Below are 18,103 nucleotides of genomic sequence, written 5' to 3'. Positions count from 1 at the left end.
ATTTGCGCGTGTAAGATGTGTGCATGTTTTTTTAGATATAAGCTATGGCCGATGGAGACATCGGCTTTTTTAATGCTAATTTTTTCGCGATAAAAAATCGGCAAACCATTTACCAGAGGCTTTAATAGTCCTTTTTAAGGTTTTAAAATTAATATGTACCAAGCCAAACCTAGGGTAATACCCTTCCGCCCATTCAAAATTATCCGTAAAGGTCCACACGAAATATCCGTGGATATTCAACCCTTCTTTTTTGGCTTTAAGCACTTGGTTTAAATAACGCTGCAAATAATTTACCCTAGCGATATCATTTATAATTTCTCCGTCAATGGAATCTTTAAAAGCAGCTCCGTTCTCGGTGATGATGATTTTTTTAATTTGCGGGTATGAACTGTATTTCTTGATCATATTGTAAATACTAGGCGGATATACCTCCCAATCCATCAAAGTTGTAGGTACATTTCTCTTACTTGCCTTTACAATTTTAGCTCTTATGTACGGTACCAAAAGACTATATCTTACTTTTTCTCGAGTGTAATTTTGAATTCCGATAAAATCGAAATCAAACAGGCAATCTTCCATGTCAGTAGGTTGAATGTAAGGTTGTAGTTTTTTTAAAACTGGAGCTTCTTTGGTTGGATAACCTAAACCCAATGCTGGCTCAATAAATAACCGATTCAATAAGGCATCTACCAGAACAGCTGTTTTCTTGTCTCTGTTATTTTGTCTGTAGGGTGAAATTTGCGAACATGAAAACGTGGTGCCTATTTGGGCATTGGGTACTAGTTTACGAAGTAATCTGCCACCTTCCGCTTGGCACAAAACAGCATGGTGCACGGCGGGAAGAAAATATTTCAATCTTTTTTTTCCAGGTGCATGTACGCCTAGAAAGTAACCGGCACCCGTAAATACCATGGGTTCGTTCAAAACCATCCAGTGTTTAACCCTATCTCCAAAAGAAGTTGCGCAAAGGCTGGTAAATTCTGAAAACCATTGTATAATGTTTCTATTCGTCCATCCGCCTTTATCCTCTAACACCTGTGGAAGATCCCAATGATATAGGGTTACCCATGGGGTAATACCTTGTTCTAGACAAAAGTCAATGACATTATTATAAAATTGAATACCTGGTTCGTTTACAGAGCCAATACCATTAGGTAAAATTCTTGACCAAGAAATAGAGAAACGATAGTTGTCAATATTCATGGACTTCATCAATAGGATATCTTCCTTGTATTTATGATAGTAATCGCAAGATACATTGGCATTGTTACCATTTAAAACCGTATTTGGTTTGGTGGTAAATGTATCCCAAATAGAGGGTCCCTTTCCATGGGTGTCGTACGCGCCCTCAATTTGGTATGCTGCGGTGGAAACTCCCCAAGTGAAATTTTTGCCAAATTCATGGGCATTTAAAAAGAATTCTTCTTGTTCTCTCAATAGAGTAGTGGCTTTTTAATGTGTTTTTAGAGATTTCTCTAATAGTTGGCTCACAATTTGGTCGGTAATATCTGGGTAGTCTACCGCCACAATGGTTTCGGTATCTAACCAATGTTGCAACTTGGGTAAGTGTTTTGTTTTAAGCGATTTTATTACCGGTACACCCATATCTGCCAAGGCAGCTGCATTACATTGCTGCTCATATTGCCCTTTCATAGGCACTACCATTAGCTTTTTTTGCATGTATAGGCTTTCTGCGGGTGTTTCAAAACCTGCACCGCATAGTATACCTCTACTACTTGCCATACTTTTTACAAATGCCTCATTGGTTATTGGCTTTATATGAATGTTCTTTTTAAAATATTCATAGGTATTGTGCTTTGAAAATACTTCCCATTTTACCCTTTTCATCTTACTTAAAAACTTCAACAATTTCTCATCACTGTAAGATGGTAGATATACGGTATAATGCTCGCCTTTGGAAATTGATGCCGATCGTATATCGTTTCTGATTATAGGTGTATAGATATTAGGTTCATAAGGTTTGAAATGAAGTCCGAATTGATGGCTGGTGGGTGCATAATTATTAAGAATCCATTTGCCCATTCTGTCCGTTTTTTTAGGCTTCGGAGCTAATTTGGAGAGTACTGCCGCTTGGTGGCTAAAACTATAGCAAGGTATATTTTTTAACTTGCACGCCCACGCCGTAACCGGTTCAAAATCATTAATGATGAGGTCGTAATCTTCAACCGGTATACTTTTTATCTCTTTCTGCAAACGCATAGAGTTTGCCTTGTAATAGGTTTTCCAAACATCTACACCTCCTTTTTTGCCGAAAATAAAGCTTAATCCTTTTAGCTGATACTTAATGGGGTAGGGTAGTTTTATATCTGCTTGAATGCCGCTCACTAAAAGATCTAATGAAACATTATGTTTTAATATTGCAGGTATTACATCTCTAGCCCTGCTCAAGTGTCCGTTGCCGGTACCTTGAATTGCGTATAGTATTCTCATTTACTCTGTTGCGTCATTCCACTTATTCTAAACTCTTCAAGCAAGCTTTGAAACAGTTCAGCTTTTTCCAATACATAGGTTTCTTCCTTACTATCCTCTTTATGGTCAATGGTTAATTGATCTTCAAGATAAGAGTATAGTTTCCAGTGACCATTATGATACTCAAGTGCGGTTAAATTTTCTATCCAATCTCCAGAATTTAAATAGACGACTTCTCCTTTATCTGTTTTTATATTGCGAATTTCCGGTTGGTGAATGTGACCGCAAATAACATAGTCATAACCATTTTCTATGGCAATATCTGCGGCAATCTGTTCAAAGTCGTTTATGAACTTAACGGCAGACTTTACACCGTTCTTAATTTTCTTGGACATTGAAATTGGACCCTTGCCCATTTTTTTGCTTATAAAATTAATGGCTCTATTTAATAGAATTAAAAAGTCATATCCTTTTGCACCAAGTTTGGCTACCCATTTTGAATGCTGCATGGTAACATCGAACACGTCACCATGAAAAATCCAAGCTTTTTTATCTTCAAGCGGAATCACCATTTTATTGACAATATTTAATGAGCCCATACTGTTGCCCGAAAATTTCCGCAAAAGTTCATCGTGGTTACCGGTTATATAATGTACCGGAATTCCTTTGGCTACCCACTCCAATAAAAGTTTAATGACTTTCATATGAGACTTGGGCCAATAGCGTTTGCTAAATTGCCAAATATCTACAATATCGCCATTGAGGATTACCTCTTTTGGCTTAATGGACTTTAAATATTTTAAAAGCTCTTTGGCGTGGCAGCCATATGTTCCTAAATGAACATCGGAAATGACCACAATATCAACCGGTCTTTTTTTCATAAGTGAATGAGGGATTCCTTTCTTGGGAATTTTAGAAAATTAGAAAGAGATAGAACCACCTCAAACTTGACATTAAATGCAAGAATGGCAATACATAAGGCGGCCAAATCAGTAGATTTCATATGCTGAAACTTATGACCGTAAAGTTTCAAAATTTATGATTATAGAAAGGTTACTGTTAACTTATTATTCGGTTACGAGATTGTTAAGTAATTGAATTTCAGAAATGTATTTATTAACTATTTCTTTACTAGTCTAACCTTTACAGACTTGCTTATTGGTGTTTTGCTTTTATCAGCAAAATGATTGTAGGGTACTAAAACATTGGTCTCCGGAAAATAGGAAGCCAGATTTCCAGAAGGAATATTATATGGAACGATCTTAAAATTATGGGCTGTTCTTACAATACCGTCATAAGTACTGGTAATATCAACAATGTCCAGTTTGTTTACACCAATGGCCTTCATATCGTCTATATTCATAAAAACCACTCTTCTTGCATTGTAAACACCTCTGTAACGGTCATCTAATCCGTAAATAGTGGTGTTGAACTGATCGTGAGAACGTATGGTCATCAACATGTATTCATCTTTTGCCAAGGTGTGTTCAGGTAGTTTGTTAATTGTAAATTGTGCTTTACCGTTAGGCAACATGCTAAAATCCAATTCACGTACATTATTAGGTAAGTAATAGCCTGCGCCTTTTGAACGTTCTTCGGTATCATTGAACCCCTTTGCAACTTGGTCAATTCGCTTTCTGATCAATTCATAATCTTCACCTAAAGATTTCCAGTTCATAGGGTGTTCTTCGCCGAACAAGGTATGCCCTAAATTGGCAATAATCTCTGGTTCGCTCATGATGGCCTCTGAAGCTGGTTTTAAAATCCCTCTTGATTGTTTTACCCTTCCCATACTATTTTCAACCGTAAAATGACGTGGCTTGCCATTTTTCAAATCTTTTTCAGACCTTCCAATAGTCGGTAAGATCAAAGCGGTTTTTCCGGTGATTAAATGTGTACGGTTTAATTTGGTACTGATCTGTACCGTTAAATCGCAATTTTGAATTCCCTTTGCGGTATATTCTGTATCAGATGCCGCCATTAAAAAGTTACCGCCCAAGCACATAAATACTTTGGCATTACCTTCATACATCGCTTTTAAGGAGCCTACAACATCTACACCTTCATGCTCAGGTGGGGTAAACCCTAAATGTTCTTTAATACGTGCGTTCATGGCACTATCTACAAAATGCTGAATACCAACGCTGCGATCTCCTTGAACATTACTGTGGCCACGAACCGGACATGTACCTGCATTTGGTTTTCCAATAGCACCTTTCAACAATAGAAGATTTATGAACTCTCTAATATTTTCTACGCCATTCTTATGTTGGGTAAGACCCATGGCCCAGCACACTATAATTTTAGATTTATTCGCCAATAGTGCAACCGTGTCATTTATTTTTTCTTCGGATACGCCAGTTTGGGCTAATAGGTCTTCTGCATTGTAGTTTTTTAAATCAGAGATCAAAGACTCATAACCATCTGTATATTTTTCAATGAATGCATGGTCAAAAACTGTATTTCCTTTTTCTTCTAATGCAACTAATTTCTTTAAAATTAATTTTACCAGGGGTATATCTTGGTTAATGTTGACCGCCAAATGAATATCTGCCATGTCCTCACCACCGCCGATCCATCCGCCTAGATGTTGCGGATTTTTAAAATTCACTAATCCTGATTCTTCTAACGGATTTATACTAATGACCTTCCCACCGTTCTGCTTGCATTTTTCTAATGCGGATAACATTCTAGGGTGATTGGTACCTGGGTTCTGCCCAGCTATCAATATGACCTCTGCTTCGTATAAATCCTCTAAAGTGGTTGATCCCTTGCCTATGCCCAATGTTTCTCCCAAGGCAACACCGCTGCTCTCATGACACATGTTAGAACAATCCGGAAGGTTGTTGGTGCCTAATGCACGCGCAAACATACCGTATAAAAAGGCAGCTTCATTACTTGATCTACCAGAAGTGTAAAAGATAGCCTCGTCCGGATTGTCCAACTTTTTTAATTCAGCTGCGATCAGATCAAATGCGGCCTGCCAAGAAATTGGCTCATAATGAACGTTGCCGGGTCTTAATACCATAGGTTCAATTAAGCGCCCAAATTTGTTGAGTTCATAATCGGTAAGTTGAGAAAGTTCTTCTACCGAATTATTTTTGAAAAAATCTGCACCAATATGTTGGGTAGTAGCTTCATCACCTAAGGCCTTGGCTCCATTTTCGCAGTACTCAGCTACTGGTGATGGGTGTTCGGGATCGGGCCAAGCACAACTTGGGCAATCAAAACCGTCTTTTTGGTTCATGCTCAGCAAGGTGCGCATTGATCGTAATACGCCCATTTCTTTGAATGTATGCTTTAGGGCTTCACGTACGCCTAAATAACCTGCAGCATGTGTTACAGGTTCTTTTACTTCAATATCCAGAAATTCTTCAGACCCTCTAAAAGAGACGTTACGTTCGTTTTTTGCATTCATGCAATAAACTTAAGAAATGTAATAGTAACGTTTATAATCATTTCTATTAAAACTGTAGTCCAAATGATTAAAATAGGATATTTTAACTCAACTTAGGATTGGGGTAATTGTCAGATTGGTCTTCTATAGTATTGTCCAAACAGGTGAAATCTTTTTCCAATAGCAAGTACAGGTTGTTGCCAGCGGTAGTTTTCAAGGTATGGTCAAAAGTTATGATATCATTGGAAAACCAAGATCTGCCATTAGCCTCTGGCATAGAAAGCATAATACTACTGTTTTCAAAATTGATATGTAATTGCTCAATATCGCTCTTTAATACTACACCATAGTTAAATTTTGTAGTTCCAAAATTTGTACTGTCGTAAATTTCTCCACTTTCCGATAATGTTTTCACTTCAGATTGGGTTAATCTAAACCGTACAGAATCGCCTTTTATTCTAATTTTCATAGCTATAGATTCAGTTCACAACAAAAATAGCCCATCTGACAACAAAATATAGGGGGTTGACATCAATTTGTTTCTAATAATTAACCTTACCTATATATTTACAATGTAATTAAAAACGAATAAAATTTTTTCATTTTCATATAGTGTTCTCGTAAAAGAGTCCGGTCTGATAAGATCGGACTCTTTTTAGTTAAAGTCGATTTAGAGCATAAAAAAACCCACTAAATTAAAATCTAATGGGTTCTGGTATATGTTGAAAAGGGTTATTTCCAAATAGGTGCAGGGTACTTTCCTGAATCGGATTTTTCCTTTAAACTGTTCATTGCTTTTTCCTTATCACTGGCATATGTTACACCAAACCAATCTCCACCAGAAGGTATACATTTAACCTCAATTTCGTTGGCCTGTAACATTTCTTGTATCATTAAAGGAATGTATAGTTCGCTGTTAGCGATACGGTCATCATCTTTTAAGAAAATTCTAAATTCAGATTCAATTTTATCAAAGATAGATGGTCTACAAACCCAAAAGTTCATACTGGCCTGTTCATCACCTGTAAATTCTAAATTGGTATCCTCATCAATAATCTTATCTCCCTGTTGTACCAGTTTTAATCGCTCTTGTACAGATACAAGATTATCGCCATTTACTTCGCAAACACCTCTAGATACAGAACCATGCTCAGATAAAGTGTCTTTAAGGGTATAGCCTAAAAGTGCATAGGCACTATCATCCGATTTCATGAAATCCGCAGCTTTTTTATAGGCAGACTGACCATAAAAATCATCTGCATTAATCACTACAAACGGCCCGTTGATCACATTTCTTGCCGTCCAAACTGCATGAGCGGTACCCCAAGGTTTTTTACGTTCACCTGTAAAAGTAACTCCGTTAGGTAAATCTGTAAGTTCTTGAGCAAGAACGTTCAATTGAATATTGCTAGGAATTCTTTTTGAAAGATGTTCTTCCAAAAAAGAAACATTTTCTTTTTTGGTAATAACTACTATTTGTTCAAAGTTATTCTGAATAGCATCATATATAGCAAACTCCATTAAGAATTCACCATTAGGACCTAAATCATCAAATTGTTTTAGTTTTCCATATCTACTACCACTACCGGCAGCCATTAAAAGTAATGTCATGATTTTTGTGTTTAAATGTCAAAAATATGAAATGCTAATAGAAATTGTGGCTAATTTTAGATGTATCCCTTTTAAAATTGATGATTAGTTAATATGAGTCAGTATCTTTTTTTAAATTCAGTGTTCTTAATTACCACCAACAATGACAACGAGAAGAAAATTTATTAGAAACACATCAATAGCAAGTATGGGTATTGTTACAGTACCTGGTTTTGCACATAAAAAATTTAGTGTAACGGATAAACTAAATGTAGGTTTAATAGGTGTAGGTTTAAGGGGAACTAATCATTTGCAAAACTTATTACTTAGAAAAGACGTTAATGTTACCGCAATTTGTGATATAGACGAAAATAGGATAGCAATTGCCAAAAAACATATTGCAGATGCAAAAGGTAAGAGTCCTAATGTATTTGGGGCTAATGAACATGATTATAAAAACCTATTAGCTCTGCAAGAGGTTGATGCCGTAATCATAGCTACACCTTGGTTATGGCATACCCGAATGACGGTAGATGCCATGGAAGCGGGAAAGTATGCAGGTGTTGAAGTTTCTGCGTCCAATACCTTAGAAGAATGTTGGGATCTTGTGAATACGCATGAGCGTACCGGTACCCATATGATGATCCTTGAGAACGTAAATTATAGGCGAGATGTATTGGCCGTTCTGAATATGGTAAAGCAAAATGTATTTGGCGAAATGGTACATTATAGATGCGGATATCAGCATGATTTACGTCATGTAAAGTTCAATGATGGCAAAACAGCTTATGGTAAAGGTGTTGAATTTGGTGAAAAGGGTATTTCTGAATCTAAATGGCGTACGGAGCATTCTGTAAAGAGAAATGCCGATGTATACCCAACACATGGTTTAGGGCCGGTTGCTATAATGGCAGATGTCAATAGGGGCAATAGATTTGTATCTATGACTTCACATGCAACAAAAGGTATTGGCTTGCACAATTATATTGTTGGCCAGGGGGGGACAGAACACCCAAATGCAAAAATTAAATTTAAGCAGGGTGATGTCATTACCTCAACCATTAATACCGCAAATGGCGAAACAATAATCATTACACACGACTGTAATTTGCCTAGGCCTTATTCATTAGGTTTTCGCGTGCAAGGTGCAAACGGACTCTGGGAGGTTGACGGAAGTCGTATTTATGTGGAAGGAAAGTCTGAACCACATCAATGGGATGATGCAAAACCTTGGTTAGAACAATATGATCATCCACTTTGGAAAAAGTATGGAGCGTATGCCTTAAATGCAGGTCATGGCGGTATGGATTTCTTTGTGCTCAACTCATTTGTTGAATCTGCAAAACAAAACATAGCGCCACCTTTAGACGCTTACGATGCAGCTGCTTGGAGTGCTGTTACACCATTATCAGAGGCTTCTATTGCCAATAATGGCGAACCCCAGGATTTTCCTGATTTTACTAGGGGACTTTGGATCAAAAGAAAGCCTTATGAATGGATGAAAGAAACATACTAAAGTTTAGCTGGCCTTAGCTTCATTCATTGTTTTCTCGGTCTTATGTTTAAAATCGTTTTTTGCGATGGTCAGCTTAGATTTTGGTTTAACTGATTTTGGCATCTTCTTACGCTCTCTGTCGAGCATAAAACTGGTAGATTTAAAAATATCGGGGGCAAATGTGATCCCTAAAATTATTGCGCCTAGACCAAGAAGTGTAAGCGGGTTAATGAAGTATTCGCTAAATGAGAATATGCCAATTATTAATAGTGTTGAAAAGGGTAGGGAACAAGCCAAAATGTTCAACCCAAAATTAACATCGAATGTAGGTTTTGGCTGTTCGTCTTTTTCTTCCATAGATTGTATGGCACTCATGTGGGCAAAAGGCCAAAAGCTACAGGCACTTTGCGGAAAGACTACTAAAAGTAGAATCATAGCAGGCGTTAATGCAGGTATTGTATAGGCAAAAACACCGCTTATTAAAAATGCCAGGCCCATTCTGCGTAAGAGCATAGAAAGTATCAATTTAAACTCTCCTTTATTAATTCTTACCGCCATACCTATGAACAAGAGTACTAACGGAGTCATTAAATCTTTAATGCTCAATGCGGTATTTTGAAAAAAGGTTGGTAGTGATGAAAGATCAAGTCCTAAACCTAGCATGATCAAACCTATGACGATAACCAAGTTAATAGGTTCATTGATCAATGAAATAAATAGTCCTTTAAGCTTACTTTTAGAAGATTCCTGTTTCTTGATTACGGAGTTCTTACGATACCAGTGCATGGCTAGCATGTATAGTAAGATAAGCACAAATATCTTGTTTCCAATATCTGCAAGTGCTGCTAAGGCTAAGGTGTCGTCACCTAGGTAAGCTACAATGAATGGAAAGCATGATAGACCAGGTGCTGTTGAGGGTAACAACATCATCAATGTTCGCTTTTTGCTCTGTTCTTCATTGTGTAATGATGCAGCTAAGAAGTATTTTGTTGCTGCCAACATTATAAGATTAAAAATTAATGCAACTAGGGGAAACACCAATAAGGTTCCCTTAAGTTCTATTTTTAATAGTGCAACAAAAATAGTTGCAGGTAGTGCAACGCTTAAAATCAGAACTTTTATCCCTTTTAAATCTTGCTTTGCCACTTTCTTTTGAAGTAGTAGTCCAAGTCCTATAATCAGTATTAATTCTAGGGTTTTTTGTAGTGCAAAATTCATGCTGTTGAAAATTTCATTGGGATTTGATGTTGTAAAGCAAATTAGAAATAGCCCAAAGGAGTTGAACTTTGGCTTTGTGTCAAGGCAATGCTTTATATGCCCAACTCCCGGACTAATTCAAACTTAAACGAGCACTTTTTCAAGTGCAGTTGTAAACAACTTCATTTCATCCATAGTGCCCATACTTACTCGGCACCAATTTTTACCATAGATTTCAAAAGCTCTTACACCAACACCTTCGGCGGTCATCTTCTCTAAGAAGGGTTTACCGTCCATTTGTATGGGGAAAATAATAAAGCTGGTAGAAGAAGGCACATATTCAAACCCCAATCTGTCAAGATTTTCATATACATAGTCTCTACATTCTTTATTTAGTTTTCTGGATTTATCTTTAAAGGCAACATCATCCATACTTGCCATAGCAGCGTAAACAGATGGTAAGGAGATTCCCATGCCGCCACGTGTAATTTTTTGAATAATTCCTAGCGTTTCTGGTTGTGCTACAATATAACCAACACGCAAACCTGCCATACCTTGTATTTTTGAAAATGTACGGGCTATGATTACGTCTTTACCTTCATTGATCAATGATACCATACTTTTTTTGGTGGCGTCATCCAAGAATCCTAAATAGGCTTCATCAACGAAAATGGGGGTCTTTTCAGAAACACGAGAGCAAAAATCAATAAGTTCATCATGGTCTGTCATACTACCAGTTGGGTTATTAGGATTGCAGATATATACCAACTTGGTGTCATCATCTACAGCTGCTTCCATTGCAGCCAAATCATGTGACCAATCTTTTTTAAGTGGAACTGGTTTCCAAGTGGCACCCGTTGCTTCTGCAACTTTAATAAGTGACATATACGCCGGGTCCGCAGAAACGATATTTCCTCCATTTTGAAAGAATACCATGGCGGTTTTTTCCAAAAGATCAGATGAGCCAGGTCCCATCATTATATTCTCTTGCTTAACACCTTCTTCAATTGCAATCTTATCCATTAACTGATATAGTTCTTTCCATGCATAACGATTTCCTTTTGGTGCGTACTCCTGCATGGCAGAAACAGCCATTGGTGATGGTCCATAAGGGTTTTCATTTGCATTTAGCTTAGCCGCCAAGGCTAAAGGTTGCATTGGTGCTTGTGGTAAATACTCCTTAAAAAAAGGAGTGTAGGGAATATTCCCGTTAGCATCTAACGCAATAGGTTGTGACGGAAAAGCCCCGTAGGTCAAATAAGGTGCTGCCATAACTCCAGCAGCTGAAAGAACTCCTTTTTTAAGCCAATCTCTTCTGTTTACTGTTGTTTTCATCTTTGTTCAAGTTTGAAATGTTGGTAATGGGTTGTTTGTTCCTTATAAATAAAGTAACCAAACATCGATTTTATTTATCGATATAAACATGTTCGCTACTATGGTAAATGTTCATGTTTAGTGCTAAACAATATTATTGAATGTTCAAGGATTATGGAAATAGCCTATGCTTACAACGGCTTGTAAATAAAGGTTGTATCGCTTGTTTTATTGAATAATAGTTAGATTTTATTTAAAATTATACCGATAATGTAAGAAGTGATTTGTTCACTGTTGAAAATTTACGGATACGGCATAATTATTCTAAAACCCTCTTTTTATGCATTTGTCAATTTGATTAGAGAATTATAAAGAAAACCTCATTTTTAAGCCTTTTTATTGTCATATAATTACTAAAATTTAACTAATTATAAATTAAATTTGTTAAAATGGATTAAAATCTTGTAATAATTCAATGAATATTTCAAATGATTATGAAAAATGAGGAATAAACTTGATCATGTAGATTTCAGTATTTTAAATATTTTGGCAGAAAATGCCCAGACCCCGTATACAGATGTTGCCAAAAAATTAATTGTTTCTCCAGGTACGGTGCACATGCGAATGCGTAAAATGAGAGAAATGGGTCTTATTACCGGGGCAACCTTAAGTCTTGATTATGCAAAAATGGGGTGGAAGATGACCATATTTTTGGGAATCTTTTTAAGTGAGATCAGTTTATTTAAAAAGGTAATGGAAAGATTGAACGAAATTGAAGAGGTGGTCAAAATACACCACGTAACCGGAAAGTATGACGTCTTTATAAAAATGCATGCAAGGGATAGCTTTCATTATAAGCAGGTATATCAAGACGAAATTCTGAGTATTTCTGGAATACGTGGTATAGAATCTTTTATTTCAATTGAAGAAAACTTGGAACGCCATATCCAATTTGTTGAAACAGAAGAAAATTAACTAGATCAATTTCATTTTAGTAGGATCCCAATTTACCGGTTGTTTTCTAGTATAACTTTCATTTGCCAACAAAGCTGCTCCTGCTGCCCTAAGTCCAAATTTTGGGTCTTGTATTACTTTTCCATTTTCTCTTATGCTGGTAAAAAAATTATAAAAATGGTCATAATGCGCTCCTTTATAATCACGTGGTGCTTGCCAAGTTGTTGATCCCGTAGCCAATTTACTTGCTCTAGTATTTAATTTTTTAGCGGCATATTCCTTTCTTATTTCCGCTTGCATGCCTTCAGTAAATGAAATCATTGAATAACCACTGGGTTCTAAGCCTAGGTTAGAACGGTTAACGGTTACCGAATTTTGACCAATTTCCATTTCTCCTTCAGTGCCAATTAATTTAAAACCGCCACCGCCTCCACTGCCAGCAATAAAATTGATGCGAAATGCCGCATTAAAAGGCGAATGTGTTTCTGTTTTTGGGTAGTCATATAATGTAATGGAAACATCTGGAACATCTCTGCCGTCTTTCCAATAGCGTAGCCCGCCTGTAGCCATGGCTCTGTTAGGACCATCTGAGCTAATTACATAATTTAAGGTAGAGAAGGCATGAACAAATAAATCACCGGCTACTCCGGTCCCATAATCTTGATAATTTCTCCATCTAAAAAAGCGGTTATTGTCAAAAGGTACCTTTGGTGCGTTTCCTAAAAAAGTGTCAAAATCTACGGTGTTGTTATTGGCATCCGTTGGTATGGGATATTGCCAAGCACCTTCGGCTGAATATCTATCATTGTACATATCTAGCATTACAATATCACCAATGGCACCATCTTCATATAGTTCTTTTGCCTTTTCATTACCAAGGGAAGCCATGCCTTGGCTACCTATTTGACAGATTTTACCTGAATCTTTTTGCGCCTTTATAATTTCTTGGCCTTGGTTGAAATTTTGAACCATTGGTTTTTCACAATACACATGTTTTCCAGCTTTCAATGCTGCTACTGTAATGGTTTGGTGCCAATGGTCTGGTGTGGCAATCAACACGACATCAATATCTTTTCTACTTAATATTTCTCGATAATCTCTTGTTACAAAAATATCATTGCCCCATAATTCTTTGGCGCGATCAAGTCTGCCCGTATATAGGTCACAAGCAGCTACAATTTTTACACCATCTACCATTAAGGCGGCTTGTGTATCATATATGCCTTGAATTCCTGTGCCAATTAGTGCAATATTTATATGGTCGTTACTACCATACTGATCAAACGAATATTCTCTATGTAGTAGTTGTACTTTATTTGTTGATGCGGATAATAAATAGGGGGCGGTGCCAAGTGCAGCAGTGGTTAAAGATGCTTGTCTTAAAAATGATCTTCTGGAATTCTTTTGATCCATGTTGTTTTGTGTTGATATTAGTTGTTGTTAGCTATTAAAAATACCAAATAAATGATGTTGCTAGGTTATCATGATTGGATAATTTGAGAATACATGATTTTAAGCGCTAACAATTTTTCAACTTAAGTAGTTTATCTATATAAATTGGTAATTGATAACATTTATGATATAAATGGCAAACAATTTTTCAAGAACAACGTAATTTTGCATTCGCTTAAAAAGAACGTTTTGTTGAAAGATATACTTATAGCAGCACTTTGGAGTATCTCCCCTTTAGGAGAGGCTAAAGTTGGTATACCCTATGGTCTACTTCATGGAGTAAATATTTACGTGGTATTGGCAGTTTGTTTTTTAGCGAATGTTCTGGTATTTCCTATCATGATGTTTTTTTTAAATACCGTTAATCGATATTTATTAAGATGGCATTTCTATAAAAAGAATGCGTTGTTTGTGGCAAGACGGGCAAAAACGGGATCTGGTGATAAAATTAAAAAGTATGGGTTTTACGGACTTATATTCTTTGTAATGCTACCAGTACCGGGTACAGGTGTTTATGCAGGCAGCATTGCTAGTTACTTATTTAAAATTGAAAGAAAGAAAGCTTTTTTAGCGAATACCATAGGCATCTTTTTATCTTCGGTTATCGTTTGGGCAACTACCCTGTTGACCATGAAGGGTATGGCGTAACATTTACTTGGTTATGTTTTTTATTCATTTATTTTGTGGATAACTATACTCGTTAATTATTCCATTACCCTAACAGGTATTTTAAATTTGCACCTTTTTTAAGTTATGGATACCCTTAAAATTGGAGATAAATTATATAATGTAGAACAGAATGGTTTCAACGATTTTGCCAGATATTCTTTTTCTGAAGTTGTACGATTAACAGAAACATTAGCCGTTCTAAAAAACGGAGTCCGATTAATAAATAGACCTAAACAGTCTTATATTATGGAAGATGTTGGGTATTCCGTTTCTCGTAACAAGGGTACTCATTGGCACATTGTGTCTTTAAAAGCCATTAGAAATGCCCAGATAGAAAATGAAAAGATCAAGGTGCATGACTGGTTTGAGAACAAACAATTTACCTTGAAAGAGAAGCAATATATTTATAAGCTTTTTAAGGGTGATGAAGATCAATAATAGGTGTATAGATCTTAGTTTTTACAAGAATTGTACAGACCGTTATTTTTATTTAAAAAGCTTTATTACCTTTACGGCGTTGTGTTGTGTCTCAAAGAATATTTGAGGCAATTGTGTTTATCGGATTTAACCGATAGAACCCAATGAAAGGCTTTCCATTAAGGGAGGCTTTTTTTGTTTTTATCCTAAATTTTATGAATAACATAGTGTACTAAAGACGCAGCAAGTTTTGCAGTTTGGTCGTCTATATCGTAATTGGGGTTTAGCTCTACAACATCCAATCCCAATAGTTTGCCAGATTCAATAATCAACTTTAAGCTTTCTAGCACAATGTCTGGAGAAAAGCCCATAGGTGATGCCGCGCTTACACCTGGTGCATAGGCAGAAGAGAATCCATCAAGATCAATGGTAGTATAGATATAATCTACATCCTCCATGAACTGAATAAGCCTTAGTTGAACATGTTCTAAATAATTAATGTTAAAATGCTCTTGAAGTAGATAGTTGACATTGCGCGATTCTGCAAAATCAAAAAGGACTCTGGTATTTGCATCTTTTCGAATACCTAAGGCCATATATTTTATAGATTCGTTCTTAGCCTCTTGCTCTATCGCAATTTGATAGAATGGAGTGCCAGAATTGTTACCGTCAGTGTTGGCTCTCAAATCAAAATGTGCATCAAAATTGATAATACCTAATTTCTTATCTGGCTTTAGATATTTTTCTAGTCCGTTGTAATGGCCATAGGCAAGATCATGGCTGCCACCAAGTACTATTGGTTTAGCACCTTTATCAAGTAAAGAGGTGATCGTATTGGATAAATCTTCTTGTAAAGCCTCAAGGTCATCCTCTTCACATTCTAAATTTCCAAAATCTAATAATTGTGAGTTTTCTTTTAAATGATTGGTCATTTTACCCAACTGTTTCCGAATAGCGTTGGGTCCAAATGCAGCACCAATTCTTCCTAAATTACGTTTAACACCTTCATCACTACTATAACCTAGTATGGCAATGGTTTTGTGCTCTGGTGTAATGATAGGATCTTTTATACTTGAGAATCTAATTTTCTCATGTAAATAGAGTTCTTCACCAGATACTCGACCAAACCAATTTTCTTTATTTGCTATAGTATAATGTGACATATATTGTTAGAATAATTTATCAATAAGTTGGTCTTTTACTAAGGTAGGGAATGTTACTTTAAATAATTTCGTTCTTTCCATTTCTCGTTGTAATGCAAACATTGCTTCTTTGTTTCTTGCCCAGCTTCGTCTTGCAATACCATTGTTGACATCATAAAACAACATGTTTTTCAATTTGCGCTCTGCATCTGTAGAGCCATCTAGTACCATACCGAATCCGCCGTTGGTGACTTCGCCCCAGCCTACGCCACCACCGTTGTGTATAGATACCCAGGTTGCACCTCTAAAGCTATCGCCAATGACATTGTGTATGGCCATATCTGCTGTGAATTTACTGCCGTCGTAAATATTACTAGTTTCTCGGTATGGAGAATCGGTGCCGCTTACATCATGATGGTCGCGTCCTAAAATTACCGGAGCACTTAATTCTCCATTTTCAATTGCTTCGTTAAAAGCCAAGGCTATTTTTGCCCTTCCTTCGGCATCGGCATATAAAATTCGAGCTTTGGAACCTACCACTAACCGGTTTTGCTCTGCTTCAGAAATCCATTTAATATTATCTTCTAATTGTTGTTGTATTTCTGATGGAGCGTCTTTTTTAATCTCTTTTAGCACTTGTAAGGCAATGGTATCTGTTTTTCTTAAGTCTTCCAATGTACCAGAGGAGCAAACCCATCTGAACGGTCCAAAACCATAATCAAAACACATGGGTCCTAATATATCCTGTACGTATGACGGATACTTAAAATCTATATTGTTCTCTGCCATTACTTCTGCACCTGCTCTTGAGGCTTCGAGTAAAAAGGCATTTCCATAATCAAAAAAGTAAGTGCCTTTTTTGGTGTGTAGGTTTATAGCATTGGCATGTCTACGTAGCGAATCTTGCACTTTCGTTTTAAATACCTCAGGTTGCTTATTCATCATTTCGTTAGACGCCTCAAAAGTTAACCCAACTGGGTAGTACCCTCCTGCCCATGGGTTATGTAAAGAGGTTTGGTCAGATCCTAGGTGAATGAATAATTCTTCTGCAAAAAAACGTTCCCATACGTCTACAACATTGCCAATAAAAGCCAATGATACTATTTCTTGTTTATTCTTGGCTTCTTTGGTTCTTTCTACTAAATCATCAAGGTTGTCTATTAATTCGTCTACCCAGCCTTGTTCGTGTCTTTTCTTTGCTGCAAGTGCATTCACTTCTGCACAAATGGTGATGCATCCGGCAATGTTGCCGGCTTTTGGTTGTGCGCCGCTCATTCCGCCTAAACCTGCAGTTAAGAATATTTTTCCGTTGGTATTTTCATCCACCTTCAGTACTTTTCTAAATGCATTCATTACGGTAATTGCGGTGCCGTGCACTATGCCTTGCGGACCAATGTACATATATGAACCCGCGGTCATTTGACCATATTGGGTTACACCAAGCGCATTGTATTTTTCCCAATCGTCTTGTTTAGAGTAATTGGGAATCATCATTCCGTTGGTAACGACAACTCTTGGGGCATCTGCTGATGAAGGAAACAAACCCATAGGATGACCAGAATAGATATGCAAGGTTTGCTCATTGGTCATTTCAGATAAGTACTGCATGGTCAACAGGTATTGTGCCCAATTCTGAAAAACGGCACCATTGCCACCATAGGTAATGAGTTCTTGTGGATGCTGGGCTACCGCTGGATCTAAATTATTCTGGATCATTAACATGATCGCTGCAGCATGACTAATCCGTGCCGGATATGCTGAAATAGCTCTTGCATGCATATCATAATCTGGCTGAAAACGATACATGTATATTCTACCATATTTTTGCAATTCTTCTGCAAATTCAGGTGCGAGAACGGCATGCCAGTCTGCCGGAAAATAGCGTAGCGCATTTCTGATCGCCAATTTTTTCTCTTCTTTTGAGAGTATTTGCTTTCGGTTAGGAGCATGGCTTACCGTTGAAGAACGCTCCTTTCTTGGAGGTAATTCTGTAGGTATTCCTATTTGAATCTGTTCTTTAAAATCCATTTTTAATTTTTAAATAAA

Annotated in this window: 15 protein-coding genes; 4 read left to right on the top strand and 11 right to left on the bottom strand. The window is 36.9% G+C overall.

Features of this window, described 5'->3' with window-relative positions; all coding sequences use genetic code 11:
• Positions 1-75: 75 nt before the first annotated feature.
• The 6 genes from I600_RS08710 to I600_RS08685 all read right to left on the bottom strand — a co-directional run bounded on the left by I600_RS08710 (position 76) and on the right by I600_RS08685 (position 7,438).
• The gene (locus I600_RS08710) at positions 76-1,437 is read right to left on the bottom strand and encodes a GH1 family beta-glucosidase (RefSeq protein WP_058104046.1); all 1,362 of its coding nucleotides are present in this window, start codon (positions 1,435-1,437) and stop codon (positions 76-78) included.
• Between the two features lie 15 nt (positions 1,438-1,452).
• Positions 1,453-2,451, bottom strand: coding sequence for a glycosyltransferase family protein (locus I600_RS08705; RefSeq protein ID WP_058104045.1), 999 nt, complete (start codon positions 2,449-2,451; stop codon positions 1,453-1,455).
• Positions 2,448-3,311 (bottom strand): UDP-2,3-diacylglucosamine diphosphatase, encoded by an 864-nt coding sequence (locus I600_RS08700; RefSeq protein WP_058104044.1) that lies wholly within the window; start codon positions 3,309-3,311, stop codon positions 2,448-2,450. The genes I600_RS08705 and I600_RS08700 overlap by 4 nt, the downstream gene beginning before the upstream one ends.
• 239 nt (positions 3,312-3,550) lie before the next feature.
• A complete protein-coding gene (locus I600_RS08695) occupies positions 3,551-5,848 on the bottom strand; it encodes an FdhF/YdeP family oxidoreductase (protein ID WP_058104043.1) in 2,298 nt (765 codons plus the stop codon).
• An 82-nt stretch (positions 5,849-5,930) separates the two neighbouring features.
• Entirely contained in the window at positions 5,931-6,296 is a 366-nt protein-coding gene (locus I600_RS08690; RefSeq protein WP_058104042.1) for a DUF7009 family protein, read from the bottom strand.
• A 263-nt stretch (positions 6,297-6,559) separates the two neighbouring features.
• Entirely contained in the window at positions 6,560-7,438 is an 879-nt protein-coding gene (locus tag I600_RS08685; RefSeq protein WP_058104041.1) for a nucleotidyltransferase family protein, read from the bottom strand.
• Positions 7,439-7,580: 142 nt separating this feature from the next.
• On the opposite strand from I600_RS08685, the gene I600_RS08680 reads away from it, so the two are divergent.
• Positions 7,581-8,933 (top strand): Gfo/Idh/MocA family protein, encoded by a 1,353-nt coding sequence (locus I600_RS08680; RefSeq protein WP_058104040.1) that lies wholly within the window; start codon positions 7,581-7,583, stop codon positions 8,931-8,933.
• A 3-nt stretch (positions 8,934-8,936) separates the two neighbouring features.
• Here the strand turns inward: I600_RS08680 and I600_RS08675 are convergent, their stop codons facing one another.
• Both I600_RS08675 and I600_RS08670 read right to left on the bottom strand, forming a co-directional pair.
• A complete protein-coding gene (locus I600_RS08675; RefSeq protein WP_209439179.1) occupies positions 8,937-10,130 on the bottom strand; it encodes an AEC family transporter in 1,194 nt (397 codons plus the stop codon).
• A 123-nt stretch (positions 10,131-10,253) separates the two neighbouring features.
• The gene (locus I600_RS08670; RefSeq protein WP_058104039.1) at positions 10,254-11,444 is read right to left on the bottom strand and encodes a pyridoxal phosphate-dependent aminotransferase; all 1,191 of its coding nucleotides are present in this window, start codon (positions 11,442-11,444) and stop codon (positions 10,254-10,256) included.
• Between the two features lie 480 nt (positions 11,445-11,924).
• Here I600_RS08670 and I600_RS08665 point away from each other — a divergent pair, with 480 nt between their 5' ends.
• Positions 11,925-12,398 carry an Lrp/AsnC family transcriptional regulator gene (locus I600_RS08665; RefSeq protein WP_058104038.1) on the top strand — a complete coding sequence of 158 codons (474 nt, stop codon included), beginning with the start codon at positions 11,925-11,927 and terminating at the stop codon, positions 12,396-12,398.
• On the opposite strand, the gene I600_RS08660 is transcribed toward I600_RS08665, so the two are convergent.
• Positions 12,399-13,790, bottom strand: coding sequence for a Gfo/Idh/MocA family protein (locus I600_RS08660; RefSeq protein WP_058104037.1), 1,392 nt, complete (start codon positions 13,788-13,790; stop codon positions 12,399-12,401).
• Positions 13,791-14,018: 228 nt separating this feature from the next.
• Between I600_RS08660 and I600_RS08655 the strand changes: the two genes are divergently transcribed.
• Positions 14,019-14,477, top strand: a complete 459-nt coding sequence (locus I600_RS08655; protein ID WP_058104328.1) for a COG2426 family protein — start codon at positions 14,019-14,021, stop codon at positions 14,475-14,477.
• Positions 14,478-14,582: 105 nt separating this feature from the next.
• The gene (locus tag I600_RS08650; RefSeq protein WP_058104036.1) at positions 14,583-14,936 is read left to right on the top strand and encodes a hypothetical protein; all 354 of its coding nucleotides are present in this window, start codon (positions 14,583-14,585) and stop codon (positions 14,934-14,936) included.
• A gap of 185 nt (positions 14,937-15,121) precedes the next feature.
• Here the strand turns inward: I600_RS08650 and hutG are convergent, their stop codons facing one another.
• Positions 15,122-16,078, bottom strand: coding sequence for a formimidoylglutamase (hutG, locus tag I600_RS08645; protein WP_058104035.1), 957 nt, complete (start codon positions 16,076-16,078; stop codon positions 15,122-15,124).
• A 6-nt stretch (positions 16,079-16,084) separates the two neighbouring features.
• On the bottom strand, positions 16,085-18,085 hold the full coding sequence (locus I600_RS08640) for a urocanate hydratase (protein ID WP_058104034.1): 2,001 nt from the start codon (positions 18,083-18,085) through the stop codon (positions 16,085-16,087).
• Between the last annotated feature and the right edge of the window lie 18 nt (positions 18,086-18,103).

Source organism: Maribacter dokdonensis DSW-8, from assembly GCF_001447995.1.
GTDB classification, from domain to species: domain Bacteria; phylum Bacteroidota; class Bacteroidia; order Flavobacteriales; family Flavobacteriaceae; genus Maribacter; species Maribacter dokdonensis.
The sequence above is the reverse complement of the archived record's forward strand: the minus strand, read 5'-3'. Positions and strand labels throughout refer to the sequence as shown.